This window comes from Corynebacterium simulans (assembly GCF_001586215.1).
Taxonomy (GTDB): domain Bacteria; phylum Actinomycetota; class Actinomycetes; order Mycobacteriales; family Mycobacteriaceae; genus Corynebacterium; species Corynebacterium simulans.
In genome coordinates this window covers 504,528-529,555 of the sequence record NZ_CP014634.1, presented here as the reverse complement: position 1 = coordinate 529,555, position 25,028 = coordinate 504,528, and the positions used below count along the sequence as shown (strand labels likewise).

At 58.9% G+C, this 25,028-nt stretch carries 22 protein-coding genes; 7 read left to right on the top strand and 15 right to left on the bottom strand.

All coding sequences use genetic code 11. From position 1 onward, the window contains the following. Window positions 1–52 precede the first annotated feature (52 nt). Complete coding sequence (locus WM42_RS02450; RefSeq protein ID WP_235591297.1) at window positions 53–1,372, bottom strand: NHL repeat-containing protein; 1,320 nt, start codon at window positions 1,370–1,372, stop codon at window positions 53–55. A gap of 86 nt (window positions 1,373–1,458) precedes the next feature. Between WM42_RS02450 and WM42_RS02445 the strand changes: the two genes are divergently transcribed. Then, on the top strand, window positions 1,459–3,309 hold the full coding sequence (locus WM42_RS02445) for an ABC-F family ATP-binding cassette domain-containing protein (protein WP_062035563.1): 1,851 nt from the start codon (window positions 1,459–1,461) through the stop codon (window positions 3,307–3,309). Between the two features lie 90 nt (window positions 3,310–3,399). Next, on the top strand, window positions 3,400–3,981 hold the full coding sequence (locus tag WM42_RS02440; RefSeq protein ID WP_062039070.1) for a hypothetical protein: 582 nt from the start codon (window positions 3,400–3,402) through the stop codon (window positions 3,979–3,981). Window positions 3,982–4,139: 158 nt separating this feature from the next. Here WM42_RS02440 and WM42_RS02435 read toward each other — a convergent pair whose 3' ends face one another. Next, the gene (locus WM42_RS02435) at window positions 4,140–4,574 is read right to left on the bottom strand and encodes a hypothetical protein (RefSeq protein WP_062035562.1); all 435 of its coding nucleotides are present in this window, start codon (window positions 4,572–4,574) and stop codon (window positions 4,140–4,142) included. Window positions 4,575–4,741: 167 nt separating this feature from the next. Here WM42_RS02435 and WM42_RS02430 point away from each other — a divergent pair, with 167 nt between their 5' ends. Further along, window positions 4,742–5,068 carry a putative quinol monooxygenase gene (locus WM42_RS02430; RefSeq protein ID WP_062035561.1) on the top strand — a complete coding sequence of 109 codons (327 nt, stop codon included), beginning with the start codon at window positions 4,742–4,744 and terminating at the stop codon, window positions 5,066–5,068. An 86-nt stretch (window positions 5,069–5,154) separates the two neighbouring features. Here WM42_RS02430 and WM42_RS02425 read toward each other — a convergent pair whose 3' ends face one another. The 3 genes from WM42_RS02425 to WM42_RS02415 form a co-directional block, all read right to left on the bottom strand. Further along, window positions 5,155–5,856: a DUF1648 domain-containing protein gene (locus WM42_RS02425; protein ID WP_158510259.1), complete on the bottom strand. Its 702-nt coding sequence runs from the start codon at window positions 5,854–5,856 to the stop codon at window positions 5,155–5,157. A 152-nt stretch (window positions 5,857–6,008) separates the two neighbouring features. Continuing rightward, on the bottom strand, window positions 6,009–9,731 hold the full coding sequence (locus tag WM42_RS12850; protein ID WP_235591296.1) for an acyltransferase family protein: 3,723 nt from the start codon (window positions 9,729–9,731) through the stop codon (window positions 6,009–6,011). Window positions 9,732–9,805: 74 nt separating this feature from the next. Beyond that, entirely contained in the window at window positions 9,806–10,630 is an 825-nt protein-coding gene (locus WM42_RS02415) for an HAD family hydrolase (protein WP_235591295.1), read from the bottom strand. Between the two features lie 56 nt (window positions 10,631–10,686). Here WM42_RS02415 and WM42_RS02410 point away from each other — a divergent pair, with 56 nt between their 5' ends. After that, window positions 10,687–11,739: a 3-hydroxyisobutyryl-CoA hydrolase gene (locus tag WM42_RS02410; protein WP_062035559.1), complete on the top strand. Its 1,053-nt coding sequence runs from the start codon at window positions 10,687–10,689 to the stop codon at window positions 11,737–11,739. Between the two features lie 17 nt (window positions 11,740–11,756). Here WM42_RS02410 and WM42_RS02405 read toward each other — a convergent pair whose 3' ends face one another. The 5 genes from WM42_RS02405 to WM42_RS02385 all read right to left on the bottom strand — a co-directional run bounded on the left by WM42_RS02405 (window position 11,757) and on the right by WM42_RS02385 (window position 18,552). Then, window positions 11,757–12,983, bottom strand: coding sequence for a DUF6882 domain-containing protein (locus WM42_RS02405; RefSeq protein WP_062035558.1), 1,227 nt, complete (start codon window positions 12,981–12,983; stop codon window positions 11,757–11,759). A 16-nt stretch (window positions 12,984–12,999) separates the two neighbouring features. Continuing rightward, window positions 13,000–14,139 carry a glycosyltransferase family 4 protein gene (locus WM42_RS02400; RefSeq protein ID WP_062035557.1) on the bottom strand — a complete coding sequence of 380 codons (1,140 nt, stop codon included), beginning with the start codon at window positions 14,137–14,139 and terminating at the stop codon, window positions 13,000–13,002. 15 nt (window positions 14,140–14,154) lie between these two features. Continuing rightward, window positions 14,155–15,366 (bottom strand): NAD-dependent epimerase/dehydratase family protein, encoded by a 1,212-nt coding sequence (locus WM42_RS02395; RefSeq protein ID WP_061921377.1) that lies wholly within the window; start codon window positions 15,364–15,366, stop codon window positions 14,155–14,157. Between the two features lie 196 nt (window positions 15,367–15,562). Then, entirely contained in the window at window positions 15,563–16,162 is a 600-nt protein-coding gene (locus WM42_RS02390; protein ID WP_061921380.1) for a TetR/AcrR family transcriptional regulator, read from the bottom strand. Window positions 16,163–16,164: 2 nt separating this feature from the next. After that, window positions 16,165–18,552 (bottom strand): MMPL family transporter, encoded by a 2,388-nt coding sequence (locus WM42_RS02385; protein ID WP_062035556.1) that lies wholly within the window; start codon window positions 18,550–18,552, stop codon window positions 16,165–16,167. Between the two features lie 136 nt (window positions 18,553–18,688). Between WM42_RS02385 and WM42_RS02380 the strand changes: the two genes are divergently transcribed. After that, entirely contained in the window at window positions 18,689–19,342 is a 654-nt protein-coding gene (locus WM42_RS02380; protein ID WP_062035555.1) for a hypothetical protein, read from the top strand. On the opposite strand, the gene WM42_RS02375 is transcribed toward WM42_RS02380, so the two are convergent. Continuing rightward, window positions 19,339–19,881 (bottom strand): gamma carbonic anhydrase family protein, encoded by a 543-nt coding sequence (locus WM42_RS02375; RefSeq protein ID WP_062035554.1) that lies wholly within the window; start codon window positions 19,879–19,881, stop codon window positions 19,339–19,341. The two genes, WM42_RS02380 and WM42_RS02375, sit on opposite strands and share 4 nt — an antisense overlap. Before the next feature lie 2 nt (window positions 19,882–19,883). After that, window positions 19,884–20,363, bottom strand: coding sequence for a hypothetical protein (locus tag WM42_RS02370; protein WP_235591294.1), 480 nt, complete (start codon window positions 20,361–20,363; stop codon window positions 19,884–19,886). Here WM42_RS02370 and WM42_RS13500 point away from each other — a divergent pair. Beyond that, the gene (locus WM42_RS13500; protein WP_062035552.1) at window positions 20,350–20,616 is read left to right on the top strand and encodes a patatin-like phospholipase domain-containing protein; all 267 of its coding nucleotides are present in this window, start codon (window positions 20,350–20,352) and stop codon (window positions 20,614–20,616) included. The genes WM42_RS02370 and WM42_RS13500 overlap by 14 nt on opposite strands. Then, window positions 20,613–20,783 (top strand): hypothetical protein, encoded by a 171-nt coding sequence (locus WM42_RS13495; protein WP_201057402.1) that lies wholly within the window; start codon window positions 20,613–20,615, stop codon window positions 20,781–20,783. Before WM42_RS13500 ends, WM42_RS13495 begins: the two co-directional genes overlap by 4 nt. On the opposite strand, the gene WM42_RS02360 is transcribed toward WM42_RS13495, so the two are convergent. The 3 genes from WM42_RS02360 to WM42_RS02350 form a co-directional block, all read right to left on the bottom strand. Next, a complete protein-coding gene (locus WM42_RS02360) occupies window positions 20,761–21,510 on the bottom strand; it encodes a response regulator (protein ID WP_062035551.1) in 750 nt (249 codons plus the stop codon). The genes WM42_RS13495 and WM42_RS02360 overlap by 23 nt on opposite strands. Further along, a complete protein-coding gene (locus WM42_RS02355; RefSeq protein WP_062035550.1) occupies window positions 21,510–24,185 on the bottom strand; it encodes a DUF4118 domain-containing protein in 2,676 nt (891 codons plus the stop codon). The genes WM42_RS02360 and WM42_RS02355 overlap by 1 nt, the downstream gene beginning before the upstream one ends. A 104-nt stretch (window positions 24,186–24,289) precedes the next feature. Beyond that, window positions 24,290–25,027, bottom strand: a complete 738-nt coding sequence (locus WM42_RS02350) for a potassium-transporting ATPase subunit C (protein WP_082787613.1) — start codon at window positions 25,025–25,027, stop codon at window positions 24,290–24,292. Window position 25,028: the final 1 nt, after the last annotated feature.

Below are 25,028 nucleotides of genomic sequence, written 5' to 3'. Positions count from 1 at the left end.
AAAAGTAAAAGCTGCAGGAGGGCAAAGTCCCCTCACTGCAGCTTTTGTTTATCTAGAGCACAGCCATCTCGGTTGGCTTGATGTCCAGCTTGAAGCGGTTTACTTCCTTGCCCTCGAAGAGGTCGATGACAACGAGTTCCTTCTTGTTGGCATCGGTGACGAATGCGTAGCCGTCTTCGGCCTTGAGGATCGGTCCAGGCAGCTGCCATTCTTCGTTCTCGCGCCACTCGGAGATGGCGTCGATCTTCTTGGTAATCTCGCTGGTCTCTGGGTCGATGACGTTGAGCTTGCCGTCATAAGTCAGCACGAGGGCCTCTCCCAGCGGGCCGCGGGCCAGGGAACGGAACCAGTAGGAGGAACCGAGGTCAACCTTTTTGGCGGAGTAATCCTTGGTGTTGATGAGGGAGACAGAGGTTGGGCGCTCGAACTCGGCGTCCTTTTCGGTCTTGTTGTCAGCCAAGATGACGTCGGATTCCTCAGAGCCGGCGGAGTTGCCGGAGCGCTGGTAGCCGTCTTTGCCCGCGTAGGCGGAAACGTCGATCTTGTGGAACTCCTTGCCGTCGAAGACAACTGGGCCGTCCTCGCAGCCGAAGAAAAGTTTGCCGTTTCCGGCGGTAGCCTCACCGTGAACTCCTGGGCACTTGGTGGTCTCGGTCAGGACCTTGCCGTCTTTGGATAGATGCTGGATGGTGTGGCGCTCATCCTCGGTGCCCTTGGTCATGACGACGGAGCCGTCCTTGAGCGGAACGGCAACACCGTGATGTGCTGCGCCGGATTCGAAGGTCTTGATGTCTTTCGGATCGCCAGCCTGGTCGGTTGGGAAGACCTGTGCGGTGCCTTCGCCGTCAGAGAAGAGGGCGGTAAAACCGTCGTGGTGGACCACATGGCCGGCGTGCGGCGCCTCGATCTCGGCGTCGGAAAGCTTAGGCTCGGCGGTGTAGTAGTGCTTGTGATCGCCGTGCGGCTTGGTGATGAGGCCGGAGTCGAAGCTTAGGAACTTATCACCTTTGGTGACCATGACGTGGCGGTTATCGCCAGCATTGGACAGGCGCAGGAATGCAGGCATTTCCTCTTCCTCGATGACCTCGCCGGTTTTGGCGTCGTAGGTCTTCAGGCCGCCCTCGTGGGAGATGACCACGCGATTGGGCAACTGAGCGACTTCGGTCTCGCCCTCGCCGGCCTCCATTCCATCGTGTTCATGATGGTGGCCTTCATGATCGTGCTCGTGATCGTGGCCCTCGTGATCGTGCGACTCAGTCGCGGCATCGTTGGCCGGGGCCTGCTCATCAGCGGACTTGGAGCAGGAAGTGACAAGGAGCGTTGTTGCGGAGACAGCGGCAAGAATAGATAGCGCAGATTTCTTCATAGCCATTTAGCCTATTTAGAGTAATTTTCATTTGCAATAGTCTGAAGTGGTGAGGGGGAACCGCGCGCTAGGCACTAAGATGGTTAAACGTTATGGCGAACCTTATTAACCTGGAAAAAGTTTCCAAATCTTTCGGTCTGCAGACGCTGCTCAACGGGGTGTCGTTGGGTGTTCAAAGCGGGGACCGCATTGGAATCGTTGGCGTAAATGGCGGCGGCAAGACCACGCTGCTGGAGGTGCTCACCGGTATCGAGCCGCCGGATGAGGGGCGTGTGTCCCACAATTCTGACCTGCGCATGGCCGTGGTGACCCAGCGCTTTGAGCTTGATGACGCCCTGACCATCGCCCAGGTCATCATCGAACCGCTCAGCCTCGAGACCTTCGAATGGGCCTCGAATGCCAAGGTGCGCGACGTTTTGGGCGGCCTCGGAATCGTGGAACTGGGCCTAGATACGCCGGTGGGTTCTCTGTCTGGTGGCGAGCGCCGCCGCGTTAACCTGGCCGCTGCATTGGTCCAGGAGCTTGACTTGATCGTGCTCGACGAACCGACCAACCACCTGGACGTGGAAGGCGTGCAGTGGCTGGCCCAGCATCTCCTGGCGCGCAAGATCGCAGCTGTCGTAGTCACCCACGACCGCTGGTTCCTCGATACCGTGGCAACCACCACGTGGGAGGTGCACGACGGCGTGGTCGATCCGTATGAGGGCGGATACAACGACTGGATCTATGCCCGCGCCGAGCGTGCCCGTCAGGCCGATGCGATGGAACAGCGCCGCCAGAACCTGGCGCGTAAGGAGCTAGCATGGCTGCGCCGCGGTGCGCCGGCGCGTACCTCGAAGCCGCGCTACCGCGTGGAAGCGGCAGAGGCACTCATCGCTGATGTCCCAGCACCGCGCAACAAGGTTGAGCTCATGGCCTTTTCCAAACAGCGCCAAGGTCGCGTGGTCATTGAACTTGAGGATGCCACGATTGCGACGCCGGATGGCCGCGAACTCGTTGACCACCTCACGTGGCGCTTGGCCCCGGGTGAGCGCATCGGTCTGGTCGGCGTGAACGGTTCAGGCAAGACCACGCTGCTGCGTGCTCTGGCTGGCGAACATCCACTCGCCGCGGGCAAGCGCATTGAGGGGCAGACGGTACGTCTGGGCTGGTTGCGCCAGGAACTCGATGACCTTGATCCGCAGCGCCGGCTAATCGACGCCGTGGAGGACGTGGCCACCTACGTCCAACTGGGCAAGAAAGAATTGTCTGCCTCGCAGCTTGCAGAACGCCTGGGCTTTTCCGCTAAGCGCCAGCGCACCCCGGTGGGGGACTTGTCCGGTGGTGAGCGTCGCCGCCTCCAGCTAACGCGCGTGTTGATGGCAGAACCAAACGTGCTGCTGCTCGACGAGCCAACTAACGACCTCGACATCGACACTCTCCAGGAACTGGAGTCCTTGCTCGATTCTTGGCCGGGCACGATGGTGGTCATCTCACACGACCGCTACCTCATTGAGCGCATTGCGGATAATACGTATGCGCTTTTTGGCGACGGAAAACTCACCAACTTGCCAGGCGGCATTGACGAATACCTGCGCCGCCGCGCCGCCCTCGACGCGGCTCAGCCCGCAGGCGTGGTCAACCTCGGCGAAAGCGCGAAACAGGATTCTGCTCCCGACGGCAGCGGCAATGGCGCAGGAAACGCCAAGAAGGAATCTACCAAGCGCCTGTCCTCCCAAGAGGAACGCGAGCTGACCAAGAAGATGAATGCCTTGGAGCGCAAAATGGGCAAGCTCGACGAGCAAGCCACCAAGCTCAACGCCGAGATGGCCGAGGTGGCAGGCGCGGGCGACATCGACACCGCGAAGCTAACCGAGTTAGACAGCAAGCTGAAGGAAGTAACCTCTCAGCGCGAGGAGCTCGAGATGGAGTGGCTAGAGCTTGGCGAGAAGCTCGAAGGCTAAGAAGGCGTAGATAACAATGCTATTGCGATCTCGCTTTCAGCACTGCCTAATACTATTCAGCTCGCCCCAAGGTGTGGCACGGTGGAGGATATGAAACTGACGCGCCGTATTCTCCCCGTTTCCATCGCCCTTACTCTCGCAGCCGGCAGCTTGGCTCCTGCACAAGCTCAGCTCCCGGATTTCTCTTCCCAGATTCCTGCGGGCATCCCGGCAGATGTCACCGCTGGCAGCTCCCAGTTCATTCCAGCTGGCGTACCACAGGTCGAACTGCCACCGCAGGCTTATGACCTTGCAAAGCAGTACAACATTCAGCTTCCGCCGTTTATCAAGCAGCCAGCTCCGGAGGTAGCTCACCACCTCGTTGGCGCCACCACTGAGCACCTTCGCAAGCAGGGGAATGTCGATGACCCGAACGCTCGCAACATCGCTCAGGAATGGGCTGACCAGGGCGCGGCTGGTGCTCTTAGCTACCGCAGTAACGTCGGTGACGGCCGTACTCACTTGAACGAAGGCAGCGGCAACGTCTACCGCCTGACCATTCAGGAAGCTCACGACCGCCTCAACTGGCTCAACCGTGACGTTCCAGTTACCCCGGCACCAGGCAAGCACTTCGGCGTAGCCACCAGCTTCGATGGCAATTTTGTCTACCTCGCCGAGTACTTTTTTAACTAGCTAATGCGGCCGGCTCTACGCCTGCTAGCGTGGCGCTCGAATCAACGAAATTGAGCGGGTTAGCGACAATGCAGTCACTACGATCGCTCCCACCACAAGAAGAGCGACGCCGAGTTTTTGACGGCGTCGCCTAGCGCTTAGTTCATTCGCCAGCGAACTCATGGAGCCTCCACTAGGGCAGCAGGGGCAATGCCAGAGACTTCGGCGCGGCTCGTGACAAAGCTATGGGTACGGAAACTCACCAAGCAATCATAGGTGCCTTCATCCTCAACGCCCTCATCGTTGATGAAGATGACATCACCGTGGGCGGTGTAAACGCGCATGGGTGCGCTGATCTTTGAATCGGTCTCAGGGATGGTCTCAGTAAGGAACGCGGCGCGCTCCGGAATCTTTGCCTGCTTTAGCACCTCGCGCTCGCACAATGGGCGGGCGGCGTGGTAATCGGCCCAGTTGCGGGCTGCTTCTTTGAGCAGAATCGTACTGATACCCAAAACGACCCCACAGACAACGATAAAAACCGCGAGTGCAATCCATCGGCGAAGCCTCCGACGCCACAGCGCGCGGCCTTCGTCCAAAGAGATTTGCGTAGTCACAGGAGGATAGGGGCCTTTCTAAAGAGGCTTCCTACACAATATATTAATCGGCTCATCTGGCTGAAAGCGTTCCGGGTGGTGCCGGCTTTCGCTGTCAAAATCTGCCCGAACCATGCTTTTGTGCTGCATCGTGGCGGACGAAAATACACATACGTACGATGGGGCTCATGATTTTGATTAACGTAAAATTCCACGTAAAGCCTGAATACGCAGAAACCTTCCTCGACGAGATCGACTGGTACACCCAGGCTTGTAATGCGGAGCCGGGTTGCCTGAACTTTGATTGGTACCGTGATCCGGAGGACCGTCAGCGCTTCCTCCTCGTTGAGGCTTATGCCGATGGCAAGGACGTCGAGCACGTCGAGGGCGAGCACTTCAAGCGCTCCTGCGAGGAGTTCCCGAAGTACCTGCTTGAGACCCCAGAAATCATCAACGTCCACATCGACGGTAAGACAGAGTGGGACCGCATGGCCGAGTACAAGGTCGATTCCTAAGGCACTCGCTTAAAAGTGATCCGCCTCCCTGCACCGTGTATACAACCACGCAGCGCAGGGAGGCGGACTTTTTTTATTTGGGCAATCTAGGCCGCGACGCTAAGAAGGATAATCAATAGGGCCGCAGGTACTAAGAGCCCAGCGAGGATAAACCAGGAATTTTTCTGCCCAAAGTTGAATTGGGAAGAACCGCTGGGAAGGGGCACCATCGCGCGGGGATCTGTGGGGTCGTAGTAGAACAATCCGTAACGAAGCTTGCCCGTTGTAGAGGAGTCAGGAAATTGTTCATCCAGTTTTTTATTTATGCTATTCAACCTGAACACGAGCCAGACGCAAGCCACAAGGATGGCAACGACTAAGCAGGGGAAAGTTAGTGGTCTAGGGCCGCTGAGAAAGATTCCAGTGAGCGCGAACGCCGTGCAGATCGCCGTTAGGGCGAAGAACCAAAAGCTTAACGTGGGAAGGATAGCAGCGGAGTGAGCACGGCTACGCTCGACATCAACTTCTGTGGATTGTGAGTAGCTCGTTGCAGCCGTCTTAGTGCCTTGCTGCGTTGTGCCGATAGTCATGGCTGAAACAATCGTCAGAATAATAGGAACAAGCACAGCAAAACCAATTGCATTGCGATAGGTCTTTGGCATCCATGCATCAGGTTCGCCTCGACCATTGAAATGCTTGGGTAGCGGGTCTGGGAGGCTGTCCCAGCCGAGAATTATAACTATTGCGGCGACTAGCGCAAGCGTTGCCGTGGCGGCCAACCAAATCCATTCCTTGCGTGGAGCTGTCAACAGGAAGTTCCTCGTGTGTGCAGTTTCCTACATAAATCCAAAAACATGATAACGAAAATTTCGGCTCAAGCGTTAGGCAAACGAAAAGGCGGACAGTCCGTTGTAAGAGACCGTCCGCCTTTTGCGTTCTAGGAGCTTTGGCTCAAGAACTTCTAGATCTGGCACTTGGAATCCAAGTTCTTGTCGTAGTTGGAGTACTGCAACAAGGCGTAGTGGAACGCCAGGGCGTATTCCGAGGCGCCTTCCGGAAGCGGGTGAATGCCGTCGGAATAGAGCAAGTTTGGGTTGTTCTGTGCGTGGGTGCACCAGTCAGCGAGGTAGACGTTGTCGTACTTTTTCGCAGCGTCGATGACGTCGCTTTGAGACTGTGCCATCCATTCGCGGTCGCCATAGGGAACTGCCATCACGATGGTGTGGTCTGGGCCGATGAGGTCCACGACTTCCTGAATCTGGTCAGGGAATGCCGGGCCATTGGTGCCGAAGCCAAGGAAGACCGTGGAGCGCAGGTCGCCAGCTGCTTTCAGCTGCTCGATGATTGGTGGGGCAGCGCTGTAGTGGCGGGAGACCTCAGCGTCGATGTAGATGCCTGGGTAGCGTTGTTGCAGCGCCTCGGAGGCTGCGAGCATCACCGAGTCACCGATGGCGGTAATTTCATTGCCGGTTGGCATCGGGCGACGCGTCTTTTCCGTCTGCGTGCTTGGTGCGGCAGCAGGCGCTGGGCTGCCGTTTTGCGTGGACTTGTTCTGCTTCTGCAGTTGCTCGAGCTGCTGCTCCAGCTCAGACTTATCGCTGGAGGTCGCCAGCGCGTAGCCCACGCCCACTAGGGAAGCGACGACGATCAACGGCACGAGCGGCCAAAAGGCCTTGGCAAATCCGTCCTTCATCTCGGACATCGATGGGCGGGCCGCCCAGTAGCCAGTCCACGTCTTCTTGTAACCGCCGCGGCGGAAAGGATTCTCCACGAACTGGTAGGAAAGCTCTGCCAGCAAGAAAGAGATCGGTACCGCGACAAGGCCCAGAATCCACGGCTTGTCGGAGGAGTGGTTTCCGTCGAAAATCGCGCGCAAAATCATCACGACCGGCCAGTGCCACAGGTACAGCGAGAAGGAGCGTTGGCCGAGCCAACGCATGACGGCGGTGCTGAAGATCCACTTGAGCGGACCGAACTCACGGATAACGCCCCAGATCATCAGTGCGCCGAGAACGCTGGTGAGGATGAGGCCGCCGCGGTAGGTGAAATCAGCATCGTCCGGCATGAGGAACAGCTGCGCGATGTAGCCTGCCAAGGCGAAGGTGCCGATGACACCGGCCATTACCTGCTCAGACTTACCAGGGCTTGGCCAAGAATCTGCCTTCGGGTGGGACTTGGTGCTAGTAACAATCAGAGACAGAATAGCACCGATGAGCAGGCCGAAGGCGTGGGTATCGGTGCCGTAGTACACGCGGGTTGGGTCTTGGCCCGGGGCGTAAATCAGCCACATTGCTACGCCGGAGGCGATAGCCAGCAGCAGCGAGACTGCGATTGGCAGACGGCGCGGCTGACGGCGGGAGATGGCAAAGACACCAAAGATAAGCAGCGGCCAGATGACGTAGAACTGCTCTTCTACGGCCAAGGACCAGTAGTGGGCAAAGACCTGGATCTCATTGTCCGCGAAGTAGGACTGGGAGGTGGCAATCTGCGTCCAGTTGTTGACGAAGAAGAACGTGCCCAGGAACTGCTCACGGATACCGACTGCGATATCGCCGCCGATGAGGGCCACGATGGCAGTACAGATAATCAAAACGGTCAGCGCTGCGGGCAGGATGCGGCGGAATCGACGTACCCAGAAGTCCTTCAGGCTGATTCGACCGCTCACACGGAACTCACGCACCAGCAGGGAGGTGATGAGGAAGCCGGAGAGCACGAAGAACATGTCCACGCCAAGGTAACCACCAGGCAGCACGTCGCCGAAGAAGTGGTAGATAACCACAGCAAGAACGGCTAAGCCGCGCAGGCCGTCAAGGCCCTTAACCTGGCGCAGGCGTGCGCGCTTAGTGCGCTTTACTTCCTTGCTATCGTGCGGGGTCTTCAACGCTTCCGGTTCGTGCGGGAAGCGGTCCACCATCACCGGCTTTGCCGGTTTGGAGTCTTGCTTTGGCTGCGATGCTTTCTGCGGCGGCTGCACGTAGGAGGTCTTCTTTGGAGCCTCGCTTGCCGACGCCGTGGAAGCACTAGCCGCGCCTGCTGCCGCACCAGCCACAGCACCAGCGGCGGCTGTCTTAGCAGTTGCCGAACCCTTGCCAGCATCGTCGTGCTGATCAGAGTTTCTGCGCGCCTCGCGTGATGGCTTCGGCGCCTTCATCTGCTGCGGGGTAGGAGTGCCAACCGGCTGGGAACGGCGTGCGAGCGCACGTTTGATTTCTTGATCGGCCGCTGGTGCCTTCGCCGACGGAGACTTTGCTGCGGAAGCACCTGCTGCGCCTGCGGCACCAGCTGCGCCTGCCGCTGCAGCAGCGCCAGCAGCGCGACCAGCACCGCCAGCGCCGTCAGTGTTCTTTTTCGGTTGAGACGGCTGCGGCTTCTTGCCTGACTTTTGCTCGGTCTGTGGTGCAGACTTCGCAGCAGGCTTAGGCTTCTCGGCTGGCTTCTCAGCAGACTTAGCCTGCGGTGCCGACGGCTTCGACTGAATTGGTTTCTGAACAGAAGCCTTCGGAGCTGGCTGAGCCTGCTGCTGTGGCTTTTGTGCAGCATTCTTTGGTAGCGGAGCTGACTTTAGCTGTTGCTTTTGAGCAGAACCAGACTGGTTCTGGTTCTGCGGCTGTGGCTGGGGCTTTTGCTGTGCAGACTTCTGTGCAGGCTGCTGAGGCTTATTGCTTGGCTGAGCCTTGGCGCCTGGCTGCACATTCTTGGCAGGCAGAGACTTCGGGCTTATCGGCTTTTGAGCAGGAGTCTTTTGGGGTTGGCTGGCCTGCTTTTGCGCCAGCTTCTGTTGCTGCGCAGTTTGTGGCTTCTGCTGTTGAGCGGGCTGAGGCTTCGCAGCGGCAGTTTTCTGCTGAGGAGCTTGAGAAGTCTTTGGCTTAAGTTGCTGGGCAGGCTGAGACTTCTGAGGTGCTTGCTTTGGGGGCTGCGTCGGCTGTGCCTTTTGTGCAGACTGCTTTGGTTTTTCTGCAGCAGGCTTGTTGGCCTTCGCATCCTTGGATGAGGAGGCTGCGGAATCTGCAGAATTCTTAGGTGTAGAGTTCTTCGGCGCTACGCCCTTGGGAGCGGCAGGAGATTGCTTTGCCTCGGTCTTCTGTTGGGAAGCTGATGCTGGCTTGTTTGCAGCGCCCTTTTCCTGAGGTGGGTAGACCAGACGAGCATTCTTGGTGTTCTTCGGAGCTGGCTTTGCTGGAGCCTTGGAATCAGTCTGCTTCTTCTGAGGATCTGGCTGCGGCTTAGATTCAGCAGAACCTTGTGTAGGGGCTGGCGCACTTGGCTTCGGTACCGTATTGCCTGGCTTGGCGTTGGAAGTGTCAAGCTTGCCCGATGCTGCGGAAGGCTTGTTTTGTGCGGCCGGCTTGTTAGGGGCAGCGGCAGGCTTAGAGTTCTCCGGCTTCTTAGGGGCAGAAGTCGACTTCTTTTGCTCAGGCTGCTTCTGTTCGGACTGCTTCTGCTGTGCTGGCTTAGAGGAGTTTGCCTTGGCAGACTTAGCCTGGGAAGGCATGTTCGCAGACTTGTCCTGCGAACCCTTGACTTGTGGCTCTGTCTTCTTTGGATCGTTGTTGTGATCCTTGTTATCCGCCACTGGTTGATATACCGGTTTCTGCGGGGCCTCCTGAGCCTGTTGCGCTGGTCGGCCGAGGAGGGACCTCAAAAACTGTTTCAAAACATTCTCCAGGGAAATAGTGGCTAGCAACTGGGTTATTCTAGCCCGCGTTGGTAAATGAATCCTAAAAAATGGGGAAGAGTACTCACCCTTATTTGGGCAACCTAACTTGTGCCTAAATTGCTGGTAGCAGACTCCGCGAACAGCTTGCGCAGAACCGTGGACACACCGTTGTCTGCATTGGACGGGGCGATAATATCTGCGATCTCCTTCAACTGTGGATGCGCGTTTTCCATTGCTACCGCTAGGCCCGCGGCACGCAAAAGCTCATAGTCGTTTAAGAAATCACCGAAGGCGGCGGTCTCGGAAAGCGCGACGTCGCTAAGCTTGGCCATAGCAGTCAACGCCTTGCCCTTGTCGACGCCGTCCGCCATGACGTCGAGCCAGACCTTGCCGGAGATAGCCACGGTCTGCTCGGGAACAGCCTCCCGAACCTTGGGCGCGAGGTTGGTCTCCGAGCCGTCCTTACAGTAGGCCGCAATTTTAATGACGTTATCGAGCGGCACCTCATCGAGGGACTCCACCCACTTAACCGCACTGTAATACTTGGTGATTTCCTGAACCGCGTGCTCTGGGATATCGCGTTTAATAAACGCGCGCTCCGGGGTGCACAGAACCAACGTGTGCTCCGCAGGGAACTCAGACGATGCCGCTAGAACGCGACGCACAGCTGCAGCGGGTAGGGGAAAGGACGCAATGATCTCATTGTCGCGCATGACCACCGCACCGTTTTCGGCGATGAAGGCGTCAAAGTCGGGGAACATCTTCTGCAAGGTGGCAAGCTGGCGGCCCGACGCCGGGATTAGAACGGACTCATTTTCGGCAGCGAGTGCCTTAAGTTCCGCAAAGTCATGTGGAAGTTGACCCTCTGGGTTTAAGAGAGTGCCGTCCATGTCTAGTGCAATGAGCTGCGGGGCCAAATCGTCCACCAATCTGTGATTTATCGGGGTAGCCGTATCTAATGTGATATGCCACACTGGAGGGCATGTCTGAGAATAATAGTGCTGTAGAAACAAGTTCTCACGCCGAGCCAGTGAAAGTATCAGTTCGCAACCATACCGGAGTTATCGAGCTGGATCGGCCGCGCGCGCTCAATAGTTTAAATCCTGAGATGCTTGACATTATTCGCCAAGCTCTTTCCCAGTGGCGCGAGGACGAAAATGTCCAACAAGTGCTGGTTCACTCGCGAAGCCCCAAGGCCTTTTGTGCTGGAGGTGACGTGCGTGCCGCCCGCGACGGAGTCTTGGAGGAACGTTGGGGACAAGTGGATGAATTCTTTGAAAAAGAGTACAAACTGAATGGTGATATCGCCGAGTATCCCAAGCCCTATATCTCCGTTATCGACGGCGTCGTCATGGGAGGCGGACTAGGAATTTCCGCCCACGGTTCGCACCGAATCGTCACCGACAAAGCATTTGCTTCGATGCCAGAGATGGCAATTGGCTACATCACTGACGTCGGTGTCGCCTACATGGCCCAACGCATGATTGGCACCCGTGGAAAATCCGATCCCGCACTGGCAAAGTTTTGGGGCCTTAGCGGCTACCGTATGTATGCCGCAGATATGCTCTGGGCTGGCTTGGCGACGCACGTCATCGAAAGCCCCCAGGCATTCATCGATGATGTTATTGCCGTAGGCGTCGATGCCGCTGCAGAAAAGCACGCGATTAAACCGGAAGGTAAACCAGAGCTAGCAGAGCTCATTGATGACATCGATGAAGTCTTTGCCTTTGATACATGGGCCGATATCAAGCAAGCGCTTCCTGCCCATCCGCAGCTGGCAGAGGTCTTTGCAAAACTTACCGAAAAGGCTAGCCCTTCATCTTTGGTTGCGGCTACAGAACTTTTCGCTGGGGAAGCCAAAGCGAAAGACGTCCGTGAGGCCCTGCGCATGGAGCTGGCTTTGGGCAAGCACATGTTGCGCCGGCCAGATTTTGTCGAAGGCGTGCGTGCGGTCCTGGTAGATAAAACGCATGATGCCGCGTTCCCCGCAGCGGGAGAGGCCGCCGAATTCCGCGAGGTTATCGCCAACGCCTAGATGCTGGCACTAATGCTTTACCAACTGGCGACGCCGCGGTTAGCGGCGTAAGCGGCACGGGCGCGTTCGGCGTCGCAGCCTGCAGGAAGGTCGACGGCCAGCACTGCCTCGGCAACTTCCGGAGTAGGGGCAGGCAACGTCAGCGTAGGCGAGCTCGCTAGGAGGATACCGGTCTTTTCCCCCAGCTGTACGGTCAGCAAAGTCCATGCGCCGAGGATGGGCATCGCAATCTGCGGAAGAAAGGCGTCCTTCGCCCACTCCATTGGTAGGCAAGGCCGGACAAGATCTGGGACGCAGTTATCGCGCCCGAAGCGCTGCAAGTTGAAGGAAGCGCGTGCGGAATGCGTGCCCGCATAGTCCGGATCAGCCCACGCCCACGTGAACTCATCGGAGTCGACCGTTGCGATGAGATGAGCATCGACGGGCGTCGAACCGGTCGAGGTAGAAAGCATCGCGGTGGCCGTCGCGGCATCAAACTGCACGGCGGCATCAGGAAAGCGCGACTCCAGGTAGAACTGGTGCTCAACGGCGGTGAAATGGGCGTCGGCAAGCACGTGCTCTGGCAGCACACCCGAATGGGCCTTGCGGATGCCAACGATGCGCTGGCCACCCGGTGCATCCTTGGCGCTCAAATGCACGCTGGTGCCATCGCTGAGCGTGATTGTCTCCGCTGTGGCGCCGCCCTTGGCGTTACCCGGCGCGGAATCAGCTTCGAGCCGGCGCGCTTGCGCGAGGTTCAGCAAGGCCAAGCGCTCGTCGATGCCGCCGCTGAAACGCTCAAGTCCTAAGGAGATAGTGCTGGCCGTATCGTGCGGAAGACTGTTGAACGCAATGGCCACCACGGCGTCGTGATCGCCCTGCGGTACCCGGGCGACCGGGGCGTTGCCCACGAGAAAGCGCGCGATATTAAGCAGTGAGAACTCGAAAGGTTGCGGTTCGTGGAACTCCGCGATGGGCGCTTGACGCGCACCTTCCGCGCACCAGGTGAGAATGCCATCCTTGATGGTGGCAAGGCGCATGCCTGGAAAATCGCGTATTCCCTGCGCAGTGTTGAAGCGAACCTGGACCTTTTGGTCCAATTCGGTAGTCCCATCAGCGCTCGGGGAAGGCTGGAAGTTGAACTCCGTCGCTTCAACCTCGCCTAGCTGCTTTGTAAATTCCGCATCGATACCTGCTTGCACGAAGGCGCCGGCGGAGTAAATTTCTTCCTGGTTTTCAGGCAGTGGCAACGGTGGCAATGGCATGGGGCGTGAAACTTCCTCAGCGTCGGTAGGGATTATCTATCGCTTCTTCATAAGCGGCAACGAGTGCCTTTGTGGATTCTAACCATGAATAGCGCTCTGCTTCGGTACGCGCGGCCTGACCCATGCGGGCGCGTCGCGCGGGATCTGTCAATAGGCTAATCGCAGCTGCGGCCCATTCGGCGTCGGAAGCATCGCGATCGATGAGGTGACCGGTTTCGCCTTCGTCGATGACGAAAGGGATGCCGCCGGCGTTTGTACCGATGACAGGCACTCCGGCAGCAAAGGATTCAAGGGCAACCAAGCCTAAAGTCTCCGTCGCTGAGGGGAAGAGGAAAACGTCACCGGAAGCGAATGCTTGCGCGAGCTTTTCGCCGGACAAATAGCCGGTAAAGACAGTGACTTCGGGGTCGAAGGACTTCTTGAGCTGCTCCAGATAGGGGCCAGCGCCCACGATGGCCAAGCGTGCCGCGGGTACTTCCTGGCGCACGAGTTTTGTTACGTTGGCGAGCCGCTCCAGGTCCTTTTCTTTGGAAATGCGGCCGATATAGGTAAGAAGCGGTGCGTCGGGATTACCTGCGCTGAGGCGCTCACGCATGACTAGTGTGGATTTTTTCGGGTGGTAGGTCTGAGTGTCTACGGCCTTTGGCCACAACTTCACGTTGTGCATCCCAATCATGCGGGCCTTATCCACCATGGGAGCAGACGTGCACAGGTTCACCGCGGCCTGGTTGTGTAGGTAGGTGATCGCATGCTCTGTCAGCGGGCGTGTCCACCCGATGCCGAGAGCGTCAACATATTCCGGGACGTTGGTGTGAAAGCTTGCCACCAGCGGGACCGCATCGCGCCGGGCAGCGAAGACGCCTAGTGCGGCAGTCCAAATGGGGTTGACGGCATGAATTACGTCTGGGTCCCATTCGCGGATTTCCCTGAAGAATCCCCAAGTTGGAAGACCGAATTTGATCTCCGGGTAGACCGGTAAGGAAAGGCTGGGGATCGGGGAAACCTCAAAGCCTGCAAAACTTTTCGGAGGATTGCCCGGGGCGAAAATTTTTACCTCGTGGCCTAGAAGAGCAAGCTGCTCTAGGGTCTTGGTCAGGCGGGTGACTACTCCGTCGATCTTCGGGAGAAAGACCTCGGTAACGATTGCGATGCGCACGGTTTAAAAGTGGGGTTAGTGAGCGGCCTTGTCGAGGAATTCCTCCGGAATTCCAACCTGTTGCTGCTTCGTCCACAGCGACTGCGCTGGAATCTTGGAGCGATCCACGCGGTCCGCGTAGCGCCTTGCTACCTCCTCGATCTCGTGGAGGAGCCCCTCGCTCAAGGTAGTTGGCTCAAGGCCAAGTTCCAAGAAGGTGTTGTTGGAAACGTGCAGCTCGTTTTCTGCCGATTCCTTGCGCGGGTTCGGCACCATGGCGAGCTTCGCACCGGAAAGCTCGGCGACGAGTTCTGCAAGGTCGCGCACGCGATGGGTTTCTGTCATCTGGTTGATGATCTTTACGCGTTCGCCCTTGGCCGGTGGATTCTCCAGAGCCAATTCGATGCAGCGGACCATGTCGCGGATGTGGATGAAAGCGCGGGTCTGGCCACCGGTGCCGTGGACAGTCAGCGGGTAACCGATACCTGCCTGGATGAGGAAGCGGTTGAGCACCGTGCCATAGTCGCCGTCGTAGTCGAAGCGGTTGATGAGGCGCTCGTCTTTAAGTGTTTGCTCGGTGTGAGTACCCCAGATGATGCCCTGGTGTAGGTCGGTGACGCGCAGCTCATCGTTTTTGACGTAGTAGGCAAAAAGGTGCTGATCCAGCACCTTGGTCATGTGGTAGACCGAGCCTGGGTTGGAAGGGTAGAGGATGGACTGCTCGATTGGCTCCTGGCCCTCCACCTTGACCTGTACGTCGAGGTAGCCTTCCGGGATTTCCATGCCCGCGGTGCCGTAGCCGTAGACGCCCATGGTGCCGAGGTGAGCCACGTGGATGTCGAGGCCGGATTCCACGATGGCGGCCAGCAGGTTATGGGTGGCGTTGATGTTGTTATCCACCGTGTAACGCTTGGTACGCGAATTCTTCATGGAATAAGGAGCAGCGCGCTGCTCAGCAAAGTGCACTACTGCATCCGGTTGTTCAGTTACCAGGAAGTCGAGCAAAGCGTCGTAGTCCTGAGCAACGTCCAAGTTGTGGAAAGCGATGGTCTTGCCGGAGACCTCATGCCATGCCGCGATGCGTTCCTCAATCGAGACGATGGGGGTTAACGAACTCGCGCCGAGTTCCTCGTCGATAGCGCGGCGTGAGAGATTATCCACGATGATGACGTCATGGCTCTGGTCGGACAGATAGAGGGATGCTGGCCATCCACAGAAACCGTCGCCGCCCAGAATCGCAATCTTCACTGTGAACACTCCAAACTTACTCGAGGGATGCATGCGAACATGCGCTGACAGGAAGGTCTATCTTTGCCCGGAGGAGCGAGGCCTGTGGGCGGAAAATACGACTTATACGACAGTACCCCGGTACCGGCAGGTGTCGCCGCCGGTCCGGGGTGAATTTTCAGTGAACTGCAGGAAAGCGCAGTGCTTGAGAAATCGATTAGGAAATCTTTTTCAGCGCTGCAAGGCATTCGCTGACGATTTGCTTCTTTTCTTCAATGCTCAAAGCATGGCCTTCCTTTTCTGCGGCATTGATTTCCATCAGGGCAAGGCGTGCGGCCGCGCCATGGGCAGTCAAAATGACGCGCATTTCTCTTTCGGAAAAGTCGGCCATTCGCGTGCTGAAGGACTTCAGGATGTCTTCGGCACAAGACTCGTAGCGTTGACGCTCTTCGGCAGTGTGGCTAAGCCCTTCGAGACTCTCGCCGATGGCCACCAAGGTAGCAATCGAATGCAGGTTTTCGTCCTCGGATTCCAGAATATCCGAGACTAGGTGCTCAAAGAACTCGTTGATGTCAGCCTCGGGATAGAGCTCGTCGATATTTTCCGAGAAGGACTCAAGGACGCTTGCGGTGAAAAACAAAAGCGCATCGGAAGCAGAGGTGAAGTAGTTGTGGAAGGTACGTGGGGAGACCCCGGCGACCTCCGCAATGCGCGCCACGGTGAGTTTTTCCGCTCCTTCAGCGAGCACCAGGCGTGCGGCAGAATCTGCGATGGCGTGGCGCGTGGCCCGCTTTTTTGCTTCCCGCAAGCTCGCCATTTTTATGCTCCTTTTCCGGTGGACTTTGCTTCTACCTTATCGCGCTGGAATTGTTGGAGTTCTTCCCGCTGCGCGCTCAGGGCTTCTCCTTCTACATCGAGGTTGGGCAGAATCTTCGCCAGCCACTTTGGCATCCACCACGCCTTGTCATCGAGTAGGAACATGGTGGCCGGAATCAGCATCATGCGTACGACGAACGCGTCCATGAAGACGCCGACTGCGAGTGCGAAGCCCATGGTCTTGATGAAGGGGAGGTCGATGAGCATGAAGGCCGCGAACACGGAGATCATGATCAGCGCCGCCGCGGTCACGGTGCGGGCGCCATGCTTGAATCCGTTGGAGGTGGCGTTGCCTGCCGTCTTGCCGTGGACAAATCCTTCACGCATGCGGGTAACCAGGAAGACCTGGTAGTCCATCGCCAGGCCAAAGGTCAGGCCGATGAGCATGATCGGCAGGAAGGAAAGCAGTGGCTGTGGGTCATCGATGATGCCGAACATGCCTTCCTGGAAGATAGCGACGGTGATGCCGAACGTGGCGGCCATTGATAGGCCGAAGCCGGCCGCGGCAATCAGCGGTACCCAGATGGAGCGGAATACCAATAGCAGCACCAGGAAGGCGAGGCCCAGGACGATGGCGATGTAGGGGACCAGGACGTCGGAAAGCTTCTGCGAAATGTCATCGAAGATTGGGGTAATGCCGGTGATGCCGTAGCTACCGCCGGTATTTTCGCTGAACTCGCCCTGGTAATCACGCAGACGCTCCAAGGTCTGGGTGGTTTCCTCATCGGTCGCGCCGGTGGACGGGGTGATCATGATCTGCGCGGCATCTTGGGAGTCGGTGGTTGCCACGATCTGGGCATTGACGACGCCTTCGGTGTCATTGAATTCCTGCAGGATCTGCTGGAATGCAGGCAGGCGGTCTTGCTCGGCGACGTTCGCGACGTCGACGAAAGCGATCATCGGAGCATTGCGTCCCGGGCCGAATGCCTCCTCGGTCATCTCGTAGGCATCGCGCTGGGGGGTGCCTAGCTTGGAGGTGCCATCTGTCGGCATCGCAAGGCGCAAGTTGGCAGCCGGAAGTGCGAGGATGCCCAGCAACAGCACGCCGGCAACTAGGTGCAGGAATGGATGCGCACGCACGCGGCGTACCCACTTTAGGCCCATCGTTGGCTTTTCATCTTCTGGATCCGGAACCTTAGGACCGGGAACGCGACCTGCGAAGATCTTGGTGCCCAACAGGCCGAGGAGGGACGGTAGGAAGGAAAGTGCTACGCAGACCGCGATGACCACGGTGGCTGCGGCTGCGATGGCCATGGTGGAAAGGAACGGAATGCCAATGATGGTCAGCGCGGCGAGGGCGATGACCACGGTGATGCCGGCGAAAATGACGGAGGAACCGGCGGTGCCGAGCGCCATGCCCATTGCATGTGCGCGGGTAGCCTTGTCCATCTTCTTAAGCTCTGCGGCCAGCTCCTTGGGGTTCAAGTCATTGAGACCAGAGGAGGTAATCAGCTCGTTGCGGAAGCGAGCGACGATGAACAGGGCATAGTCGATGCCCACTGCGAGACCGATCATGGAGGCCAGCATCGGGGTCTGATCGGAGACAGAGTCCGTGAAGATGGTGGCGAGCTGGACGCCCAGCAGGCCGACGCCCACGCCAATGACGGCGGAGATAAGCGGCATGCCTGCGGCTACGAACGAGCCGAAGGTAATAAGCAGCACGACGGCCGCGACGATGAGGCCGATGACCTCGGAGACCATGTTCATCTCGGTGGCGCCGTTGAAGGCGTTGCCGCCGTATTTCACAGTGAGGTCGCCCTCGTCGTAGTCGCGCAGAATATCCGTGACCGCAGCCATCTCTTCTTGCGGGATGTCGGTGACGGTATCTGCATCGAATTCGATGGAGATGGTGCCTGTGCGCTTATCCTCGCTGAGCGGGGATAAGGCAGCCAGGTTTTCTTGGATCTGCTCTTCAGGCATGCCCTGCGCCGACATCTTTTCAGTCAGCTGCTTTTCCATGCCCATCGCGGCCATGACGGGATTGACAATCTTGTCGGAATCGCGCAGCGCGTCCGTGCCTTGCAACTCCTCGATCATGGAATCGACCTCGCCCATGACTTCTTTGTCACTGAGCTTTTCGCCTTCTGGAGCTTGAATGGTGATGGTGGCGCTAGGCGCGCTCATGGCATCGGTTTCATTACCGAAGCGCTCCATCATCTTTTCCTGAGTGACGGTGGAATCCATGTCAGGCATGGAAAAGGTTGGGGTAGGGGACTTGGCAAAAGCGCCCGCGAGGCCACCGAAGCCCACGAGGACTACGAGCCAGAACGCGAGAAATGGCCACACTTTTCGGTATGACCAACTACCGAGCCGGTAGAGGAATTTCGACATGTACAGACTTCCTTTGATTAAGTTTGCGTTACTTCTGCAATATTGCACATCTTACGCAAACTTGCAGTTGCTATGCAAGTTTTCGATTTGGGATCGGTTTGGGGAGGCGCTGCATAAGCGCTGTAGACTTGCGCGCATGCTCCATGCCGTCCTTTATGCTCTCCTTGACTCCGTGAATGCGCTGCTCATCGGCATCCTCGTCGCGATTGGCATCATGCTGCCGCGCGGGATGTATCGCAAGATCGCTACGCTCGTGGTTGTGGGAGACTGGCTGGGCGTGCTTGCCGCGACGGCGCTCGTGTTCTCTATCTTCCTTGGCATCAAGGACCAGATCATCTCGGTGCTCGACTCGCCCATCGCGGGCATCGTGCTCATCGTGGTCGGCGTCCTCCTCGCGCTCGGCGCGTGGCGCTCCAAAGGCGAGTCGAACCCGCTCGTGGAGAAACTCCTAGGCCCGCTGCGCACCCCGTCGTTGCTTACGGCGCTTGTCGGCTTCGCGATGGGCATTATCCAATCGCTCACCTCGGTGCCGTTCTACTACGGCCTCATGCACTTGGCCGCAGGCGATCTTTCGGTGAGCTCGCGGGTGAGCGCAGGCCTGCTCTACGCCTGCCTGGCGTTGAGCCTGCCCACGCTCTGTGGCCTGGGACTCGCGATGGTGCGCCACTACCCGGACAGCCCAGCCGGGCGCGTCTTCGCGGCTGCGCGCCGCAACTCGACCCAGGTCGCGCTGTACTCGGGCTACGCGGTTGCGGTTTTCCTCATCATCATGGGTGTGGTCTCGCTCTAGAACGAGACGTCCTCGAGACGCAGGGACTCGGACTCGGGCGCCTGGCCGCGGGCGGTCTCGACGTATCGCGCGGCGTGCGGGATAAACGCGGCGGATTCCTCGGGGCTCAGCTCGCGGCGGACCTTGGCGGGCACGCCAGCAGCGAGCGAGCGCGCCGGGATCTGCTGGCCTTCGAGGACCACGGCGCCGCCGGCGATGAGCGAGCCGGTACCGACATGCGAGCGCGAGAGCACAGTGGCCTGCATACCCACGAGCGTTCCGGATTCGACGTGTGCGCCGTGGACCATCGCCATGTGACCTACAGTCACGTCGTCTTCGAGGATGCAGTCTGCGTCGCAGTCGACGTGGAGTACGCAATTGTCCTGGATATTCGTGCGTGCGCCAATGCGGATGGCGCCGACGTCGGCACGCAGGACCGTGCCGTAAAAGACGGAAGCGTCGGGGCCGATTTCTACGTCGCCGATAATCGTGGCGTTCGGCGCGATAAACGCGCTGCGGTGGATGCGGGGACGGAGGCCGTTGAAGGGAAGAATGAGCATGATTACTCCACGGAGATGGCAAGGGTTTTGGACAGCTCGTAGTCGCCCGGCTCGGCGCGCAGGGTCTCTAGGAGTGTGGCGCGCGTGTCCGGGTCGAGCGGGATGGCCCAGCCTTTCTTGGGATCGCGGACCGGAACCTCGGGGCGCGGGGAGGGGGAGAAGAAGACGCGGGTGGGGGCATCGGCAAGCCAGGCGGGCTCGGCGGCGCGGGCGACCTCGCGGAGGGCTGCGGCGCCGGAAGAGTCGGTGACGACGATGAGCAAGGTTCCGGCGGTGTGGACCGCGAGATGGTCGACCTCGACGACGGGCGCGCCAGCCTCGGGCGTGGCGAGGCGCGGGGCCTTGGGGCCGGTGAGCGAGCGGAGCGCGTCAAGTAATCCCATGTGAACATCGTAAGCAGCCGCGTACGGTAAAACAACGTGATTGATGCAAAAGATACCGCCCTGATTTTTGAAGGCGGCGGCCTGCGTGGTCAAGCTCATCGAGGAAGACGTGCAGTTTGGCTGGGTGGGCGGCGTGTCCGCGGGGTCCTCGCACACCGTGAATTACCTTTCGCGCGACGCGTGGCGGGCGAAGGATTCCTTCGTGGACTTCGCCCATAACCCGAGCTTCGGCGGGGTGGCCTCGGTGCTGCGCGGCACGGGGTATTTCAACGCGGAGTATATCTACGAGCGCTCCTCGGACAAGGAACTGCCTTCGACTTCGAAGCATTTCAGGCGAACCCGGCGGAGATGAACCTGGCGACGACGCGCGCAGATACGGGCAAGTCCGTCTACATCACGCGCGACGATATCCACGAGCAGGCCGACATGAACATGTACGTGCGCGCCCTCGACGTTGCCGTCGTGACGATCATCATCCCGCTCGCGACTTTGGCCATCATGCGGGGGCGAAGCCATTAAGGCGATAGCCCAAGCCCGGCTCAGTGAGGAAATAGCGCGGACGTGACGGATCCGGCTCGAGCTTGTGGCGCAGTTGCGACATGTACACGCGCAGATAATTGGTCTCTCGCTCATAGTTTTTGCCCCACACTGCCTGTAGCAAATCGGTGCTTTTGACGAGAGACTCGTAGTTGCGGGCCATGTATTCGACGATTTTCCATTGAATGGGTGTGAGGTGGATGCGTGAGTCATCCACGTAGACACTTGATTGGGCAAGGTCGAGGCGCAACCGGTTATCCGAGGAGACGAGTACGGGGTTCACTCGTTCGGTGGCGAAGGCGGTGGCGGCGCGGCGTAGGGCGGATCGGAGCCGGGCGAGCAGCTCACCAGTGGAAAACGGTTTGGTGACGTAGTCGTCGGCGCCCTCGTCGAGGGCGTTGATCTTGCCCTCTTGTTCATGGCGGGCGGAGACCACGATGACGGGCACAGTCGACCATGTGCGCAGCGAGCGCAGGACTTCTAGACCAGACGTGTCCGGAAGGCCGAGGTCCAACAGAACTGCCTGGGGTTGCCACTGCCCAGAGATTTTCAGGGCGGAGGCTGCTGTCTTTGCAACGCGAACTTGATAACCCCGCGCCTTGAGGTTGATTGAAACCGCAAGGGCTAGCGTATGGTCGTCTTCAACGATGAGGATGCGGGGCCCTTGGTCGGCTTCGGGTGCCGCAGAGGATGAATGGAGTTGGGACACTACTGCTTTCCACCTTCGGGTGTAGAGGTACAAGGCATTTCGATGACGATGGTCGCGCCGCCACCGGGGGTCTCGGCGGGGTAGATGTGTCCGCCCATGGCTTCAGTGAAACCACGGGCCACGGCCAGACCCAGGCCGAGCCCCAAGGCGTCATCTGATAGCCGTTGGAAAGGCAGAAACAAGCTATCCCACTGGTCTCGAGGAATGCCAGGGCCGTGATCAGCAATCCTAATCTGTACGATGTTATGGTCGTCGCGAAGGCCAGAAGGCCCGATTGAAGCGGCATCGTCGGCCACGCTGGCCAGGTGTGCCTCGCGCGCCGTGATATCGATGTGGGTGCCCGCGCCGTGGTTGACCGCGTTGGCGATGACGTTTGCTAGTACGCGCTGGACGAGGCCGTAATCCGCGAGGATCGGGGGCAGCGTGACAGGGATGTCCACACGCACGCCTCCTGCAGAGACGCTGTGCTCATCGAGCGCAGCGTCGACGATGTCCGCGACATCAATAGCCTGCGAGTTTGGTCGAAGCATCCCCGTATTGAGGCGAGACATGTCAAGCAGATGATTGATAACTATCTCGAGACGGTGCGCCGAGGACTCGATGGTGTTGATGAGGGCCTGACGGTCTGCCTCAGAGATTTCGACGTCGCCGAGCGTGAGTCCGGAGACTGCCGTGGTGATGCCGGCTAGCGGCGTTCGTAGGTCGTGCGAGACCGCGGTGAGCAGCGTGGAACCGACTCGGTTGGAGGATTCCAGGGCTGTGGTCGCCCGTCGCATCGCTTCCATTTCCTGCCGGTCGAGAATGGCGGTAATGCGAGCACCGTGGGCTTCGATCATATCGATCTCAGACGGGCTGAGTTCCCGGTTGCCGATGACTAGGCGCAGTGAGTCACCGATCCCCACGTGGTTGGCGGATTCACCGGCACGACTTTTTTGCTGTGCCACAACTACATCCGAGGACTCCGCGTTGGACTCGATGGTCCACCACTTCTTGTCTTCACTGGAATAGCGCTGAAGGAGGACCTTGTCCAACGAAAAAGTCTCGCCAAGTCGCCGCAATAGTGATTTGAGATCCGCCCCCTCGTAAATGACGCCGCGCGCAAGGTCTGCCATGATGACGGCCTGTGTTTGACGTCGTTTCGCTTCGTCTGCGCGCCGTTCAGCGTAGTCCACGATATACGCCACGGTCAGAGCGATGATGATGAAGAAGCCCACCGAGGTTATCGACTCCGGCTCGGTAATACTCAACGTGTGGGTGGGAGCGGTAAAGAACCAGTTGGCCAACAGCGAACCACTGATGACCGCGAGCAGCGCCGGCCACACGCCGGCCGCGATGGCGCTAAAGACCACGATGGTGAGAAATCCCAGCAGGATGGGGCTCAAGAACTTTTCCTCCGGATTAAAGAGCAACATGAGCACCGTAAACCCCGGGGGGAAGAGCAACGCCGCAAACCAACCGGTCAGTAGGCGGACTCGGCCGAAAACCGTGCCTCGCCGCGGCCGTTTTGGCTGGGAGTCATCTGACGAGGACAGGGAGACGATGTGGACATCAATCGTGCCCGAGCCATCGATCACACGCTCGGCAACTCCATTGGCAAGAGTGTGCCCCCAGCGTGGCCGGCGGCCGATAACCAATTGCGACGCGTTGATAGAGCGTGCGTATTCCAACAGCGTGCCGGCGACGTCGTCGCCGATGAGCACGCGCCACTGGCCATTGAGATCTTCCACCAGCTCTTGCAGACGGCGCAGCGCGGAAGGGGTTTGGTTGGAGGTCAAACCCTCGTTGCTGGCGACGTAGACCGCCACCATTTCTCTGCCCGAAACTCTTCCTGCGATACGGGCGGCGCGCCGAATGAGTGCTTCGGACCCGTCGCTGCCCGACACCGCTACGATGAGGCGCTCGCGGGTCGGCCATGTCGAGTCGATCTCGTGGTTCTCGCGGTAGGCCGCGAGACCTTCTTCGACCTTGTCAGCCAACCACAGCAGCGCCAATTCGCGCAGGGCAGTCAGGTTTCCCAAGCGGAAGTAGTTCTCCAGGGCCTTGGTCGCCATGGCTCCGTGGTAGATCTCACCCCGCGCGAGCCTGATACGCAGCGAGTCGGGGGATAAGTCGACCAGCTCGATGTGGTCGGTATCGCGGAGCACCTGATCGGGGATTGTTTCACGCTGCCGGGTGTTTGTGACCGCCGCTACGACGTCGTTGAGCGATTCGAGGTGCTGGATGTTGAGCGTTGAGATGACGTCGATCCCGGCGTCAAGCAGCGTGTAGACGTCCTGCCAACGCTTTTGCGAGACTTCTGTGGCTGCGAACTCGGCATCACCGGTGACGACGGTGTGCGCGAGCTCGTCGACGAGAAGCACGTCTGGAGCAAGTGCCAAGCAGGCGTCGACATCTAGCTCTTCGAAGACCCGCCCGCGATAGGTGGTTTTCTTTCGCGGGATGACGGTTAAACCCTCGACCAGTTCCGCGGTGCGTTTCCGGCCGTGCGTTTCTACGACGCCGACCATGACGTTAAGCCCCTGCCGCTGCAATTCATGTGCTTCGTTGAGCATGGCGCAGGTCTTGCCCACGCCGGGGGCAAAGCCAAGGTAGACTTTGAGTTTTCCACGGTGGCTGTGGGATGGCTCGAAGGGCGCAGAGTCGGTAGTCGCTCGAGGAGACTCAGAGGCAGACATAGTTACCAATTATATCCTTGGGAGTGTTTATTCTGGGCGGCGTGTGTCGAGGGGAGAAAGACGAAGACAGACCCCGCGCGGGCGGGCACGGGGCGAAAAGAGGATTACTCGGCGACAAGCTTAGCGAGGTCGTAGTTGAGTGTGACTACGTTGACGGCCACACCATTCGGGCTTCCAGTAAAGGAGTTCATGAACCCTACCTGGTTGTCCTTGATAAGCTGACGGAGATCGTCCTCGCCTAGGCCGGTGGCCTTGGCTATGCGTGGCACCTGGATCTCGGCGTACGCGGTGGAGATGTGCGGGTCAAGACCGGAGCCGGAAGCCGTGACGGCATCGACAGGCACGTGGTCTTCGCTCACGCCCTCGCGGGCAGCGACCTCTGCGCGGCGCTTTGCAATCTCGTCCTGATATTCCTGCGATACCACGGCGGCGTTGGACGCGGACGAAGACATAGCGTCCCAGCCATTGTCGCCTGCGGCGGACGGCCGCGGATGGAACCACTGGTCTCCCTCGACGGGGTTGGCGATGAGGCGGGAGCCGACGATCTCGTTGTTGGTGTCACGTAGGAGGCCACCGTTGGACTTATCCGGGGATAGCTTGCCCACGCCGACGAGGACCATGGGATAGATGAAGCCCAGTATGAGCATCATCACCAACAGTGTTCGCAATGCAGTCCATTGCGCGCGGACGTTGAATCCCGTGCTAAAAGGACTTGCGCCGGCAGCGTGGTACAGATCCGGGTTGTTCCCGAATTCATCCGAGCGCGTCAGGTCGTGGCTGATGGGCTCATCCGTTGCCGTTGAGTGTGCCCTCGCGGATTGTGGAGTCTGAGGAGTGTGCATG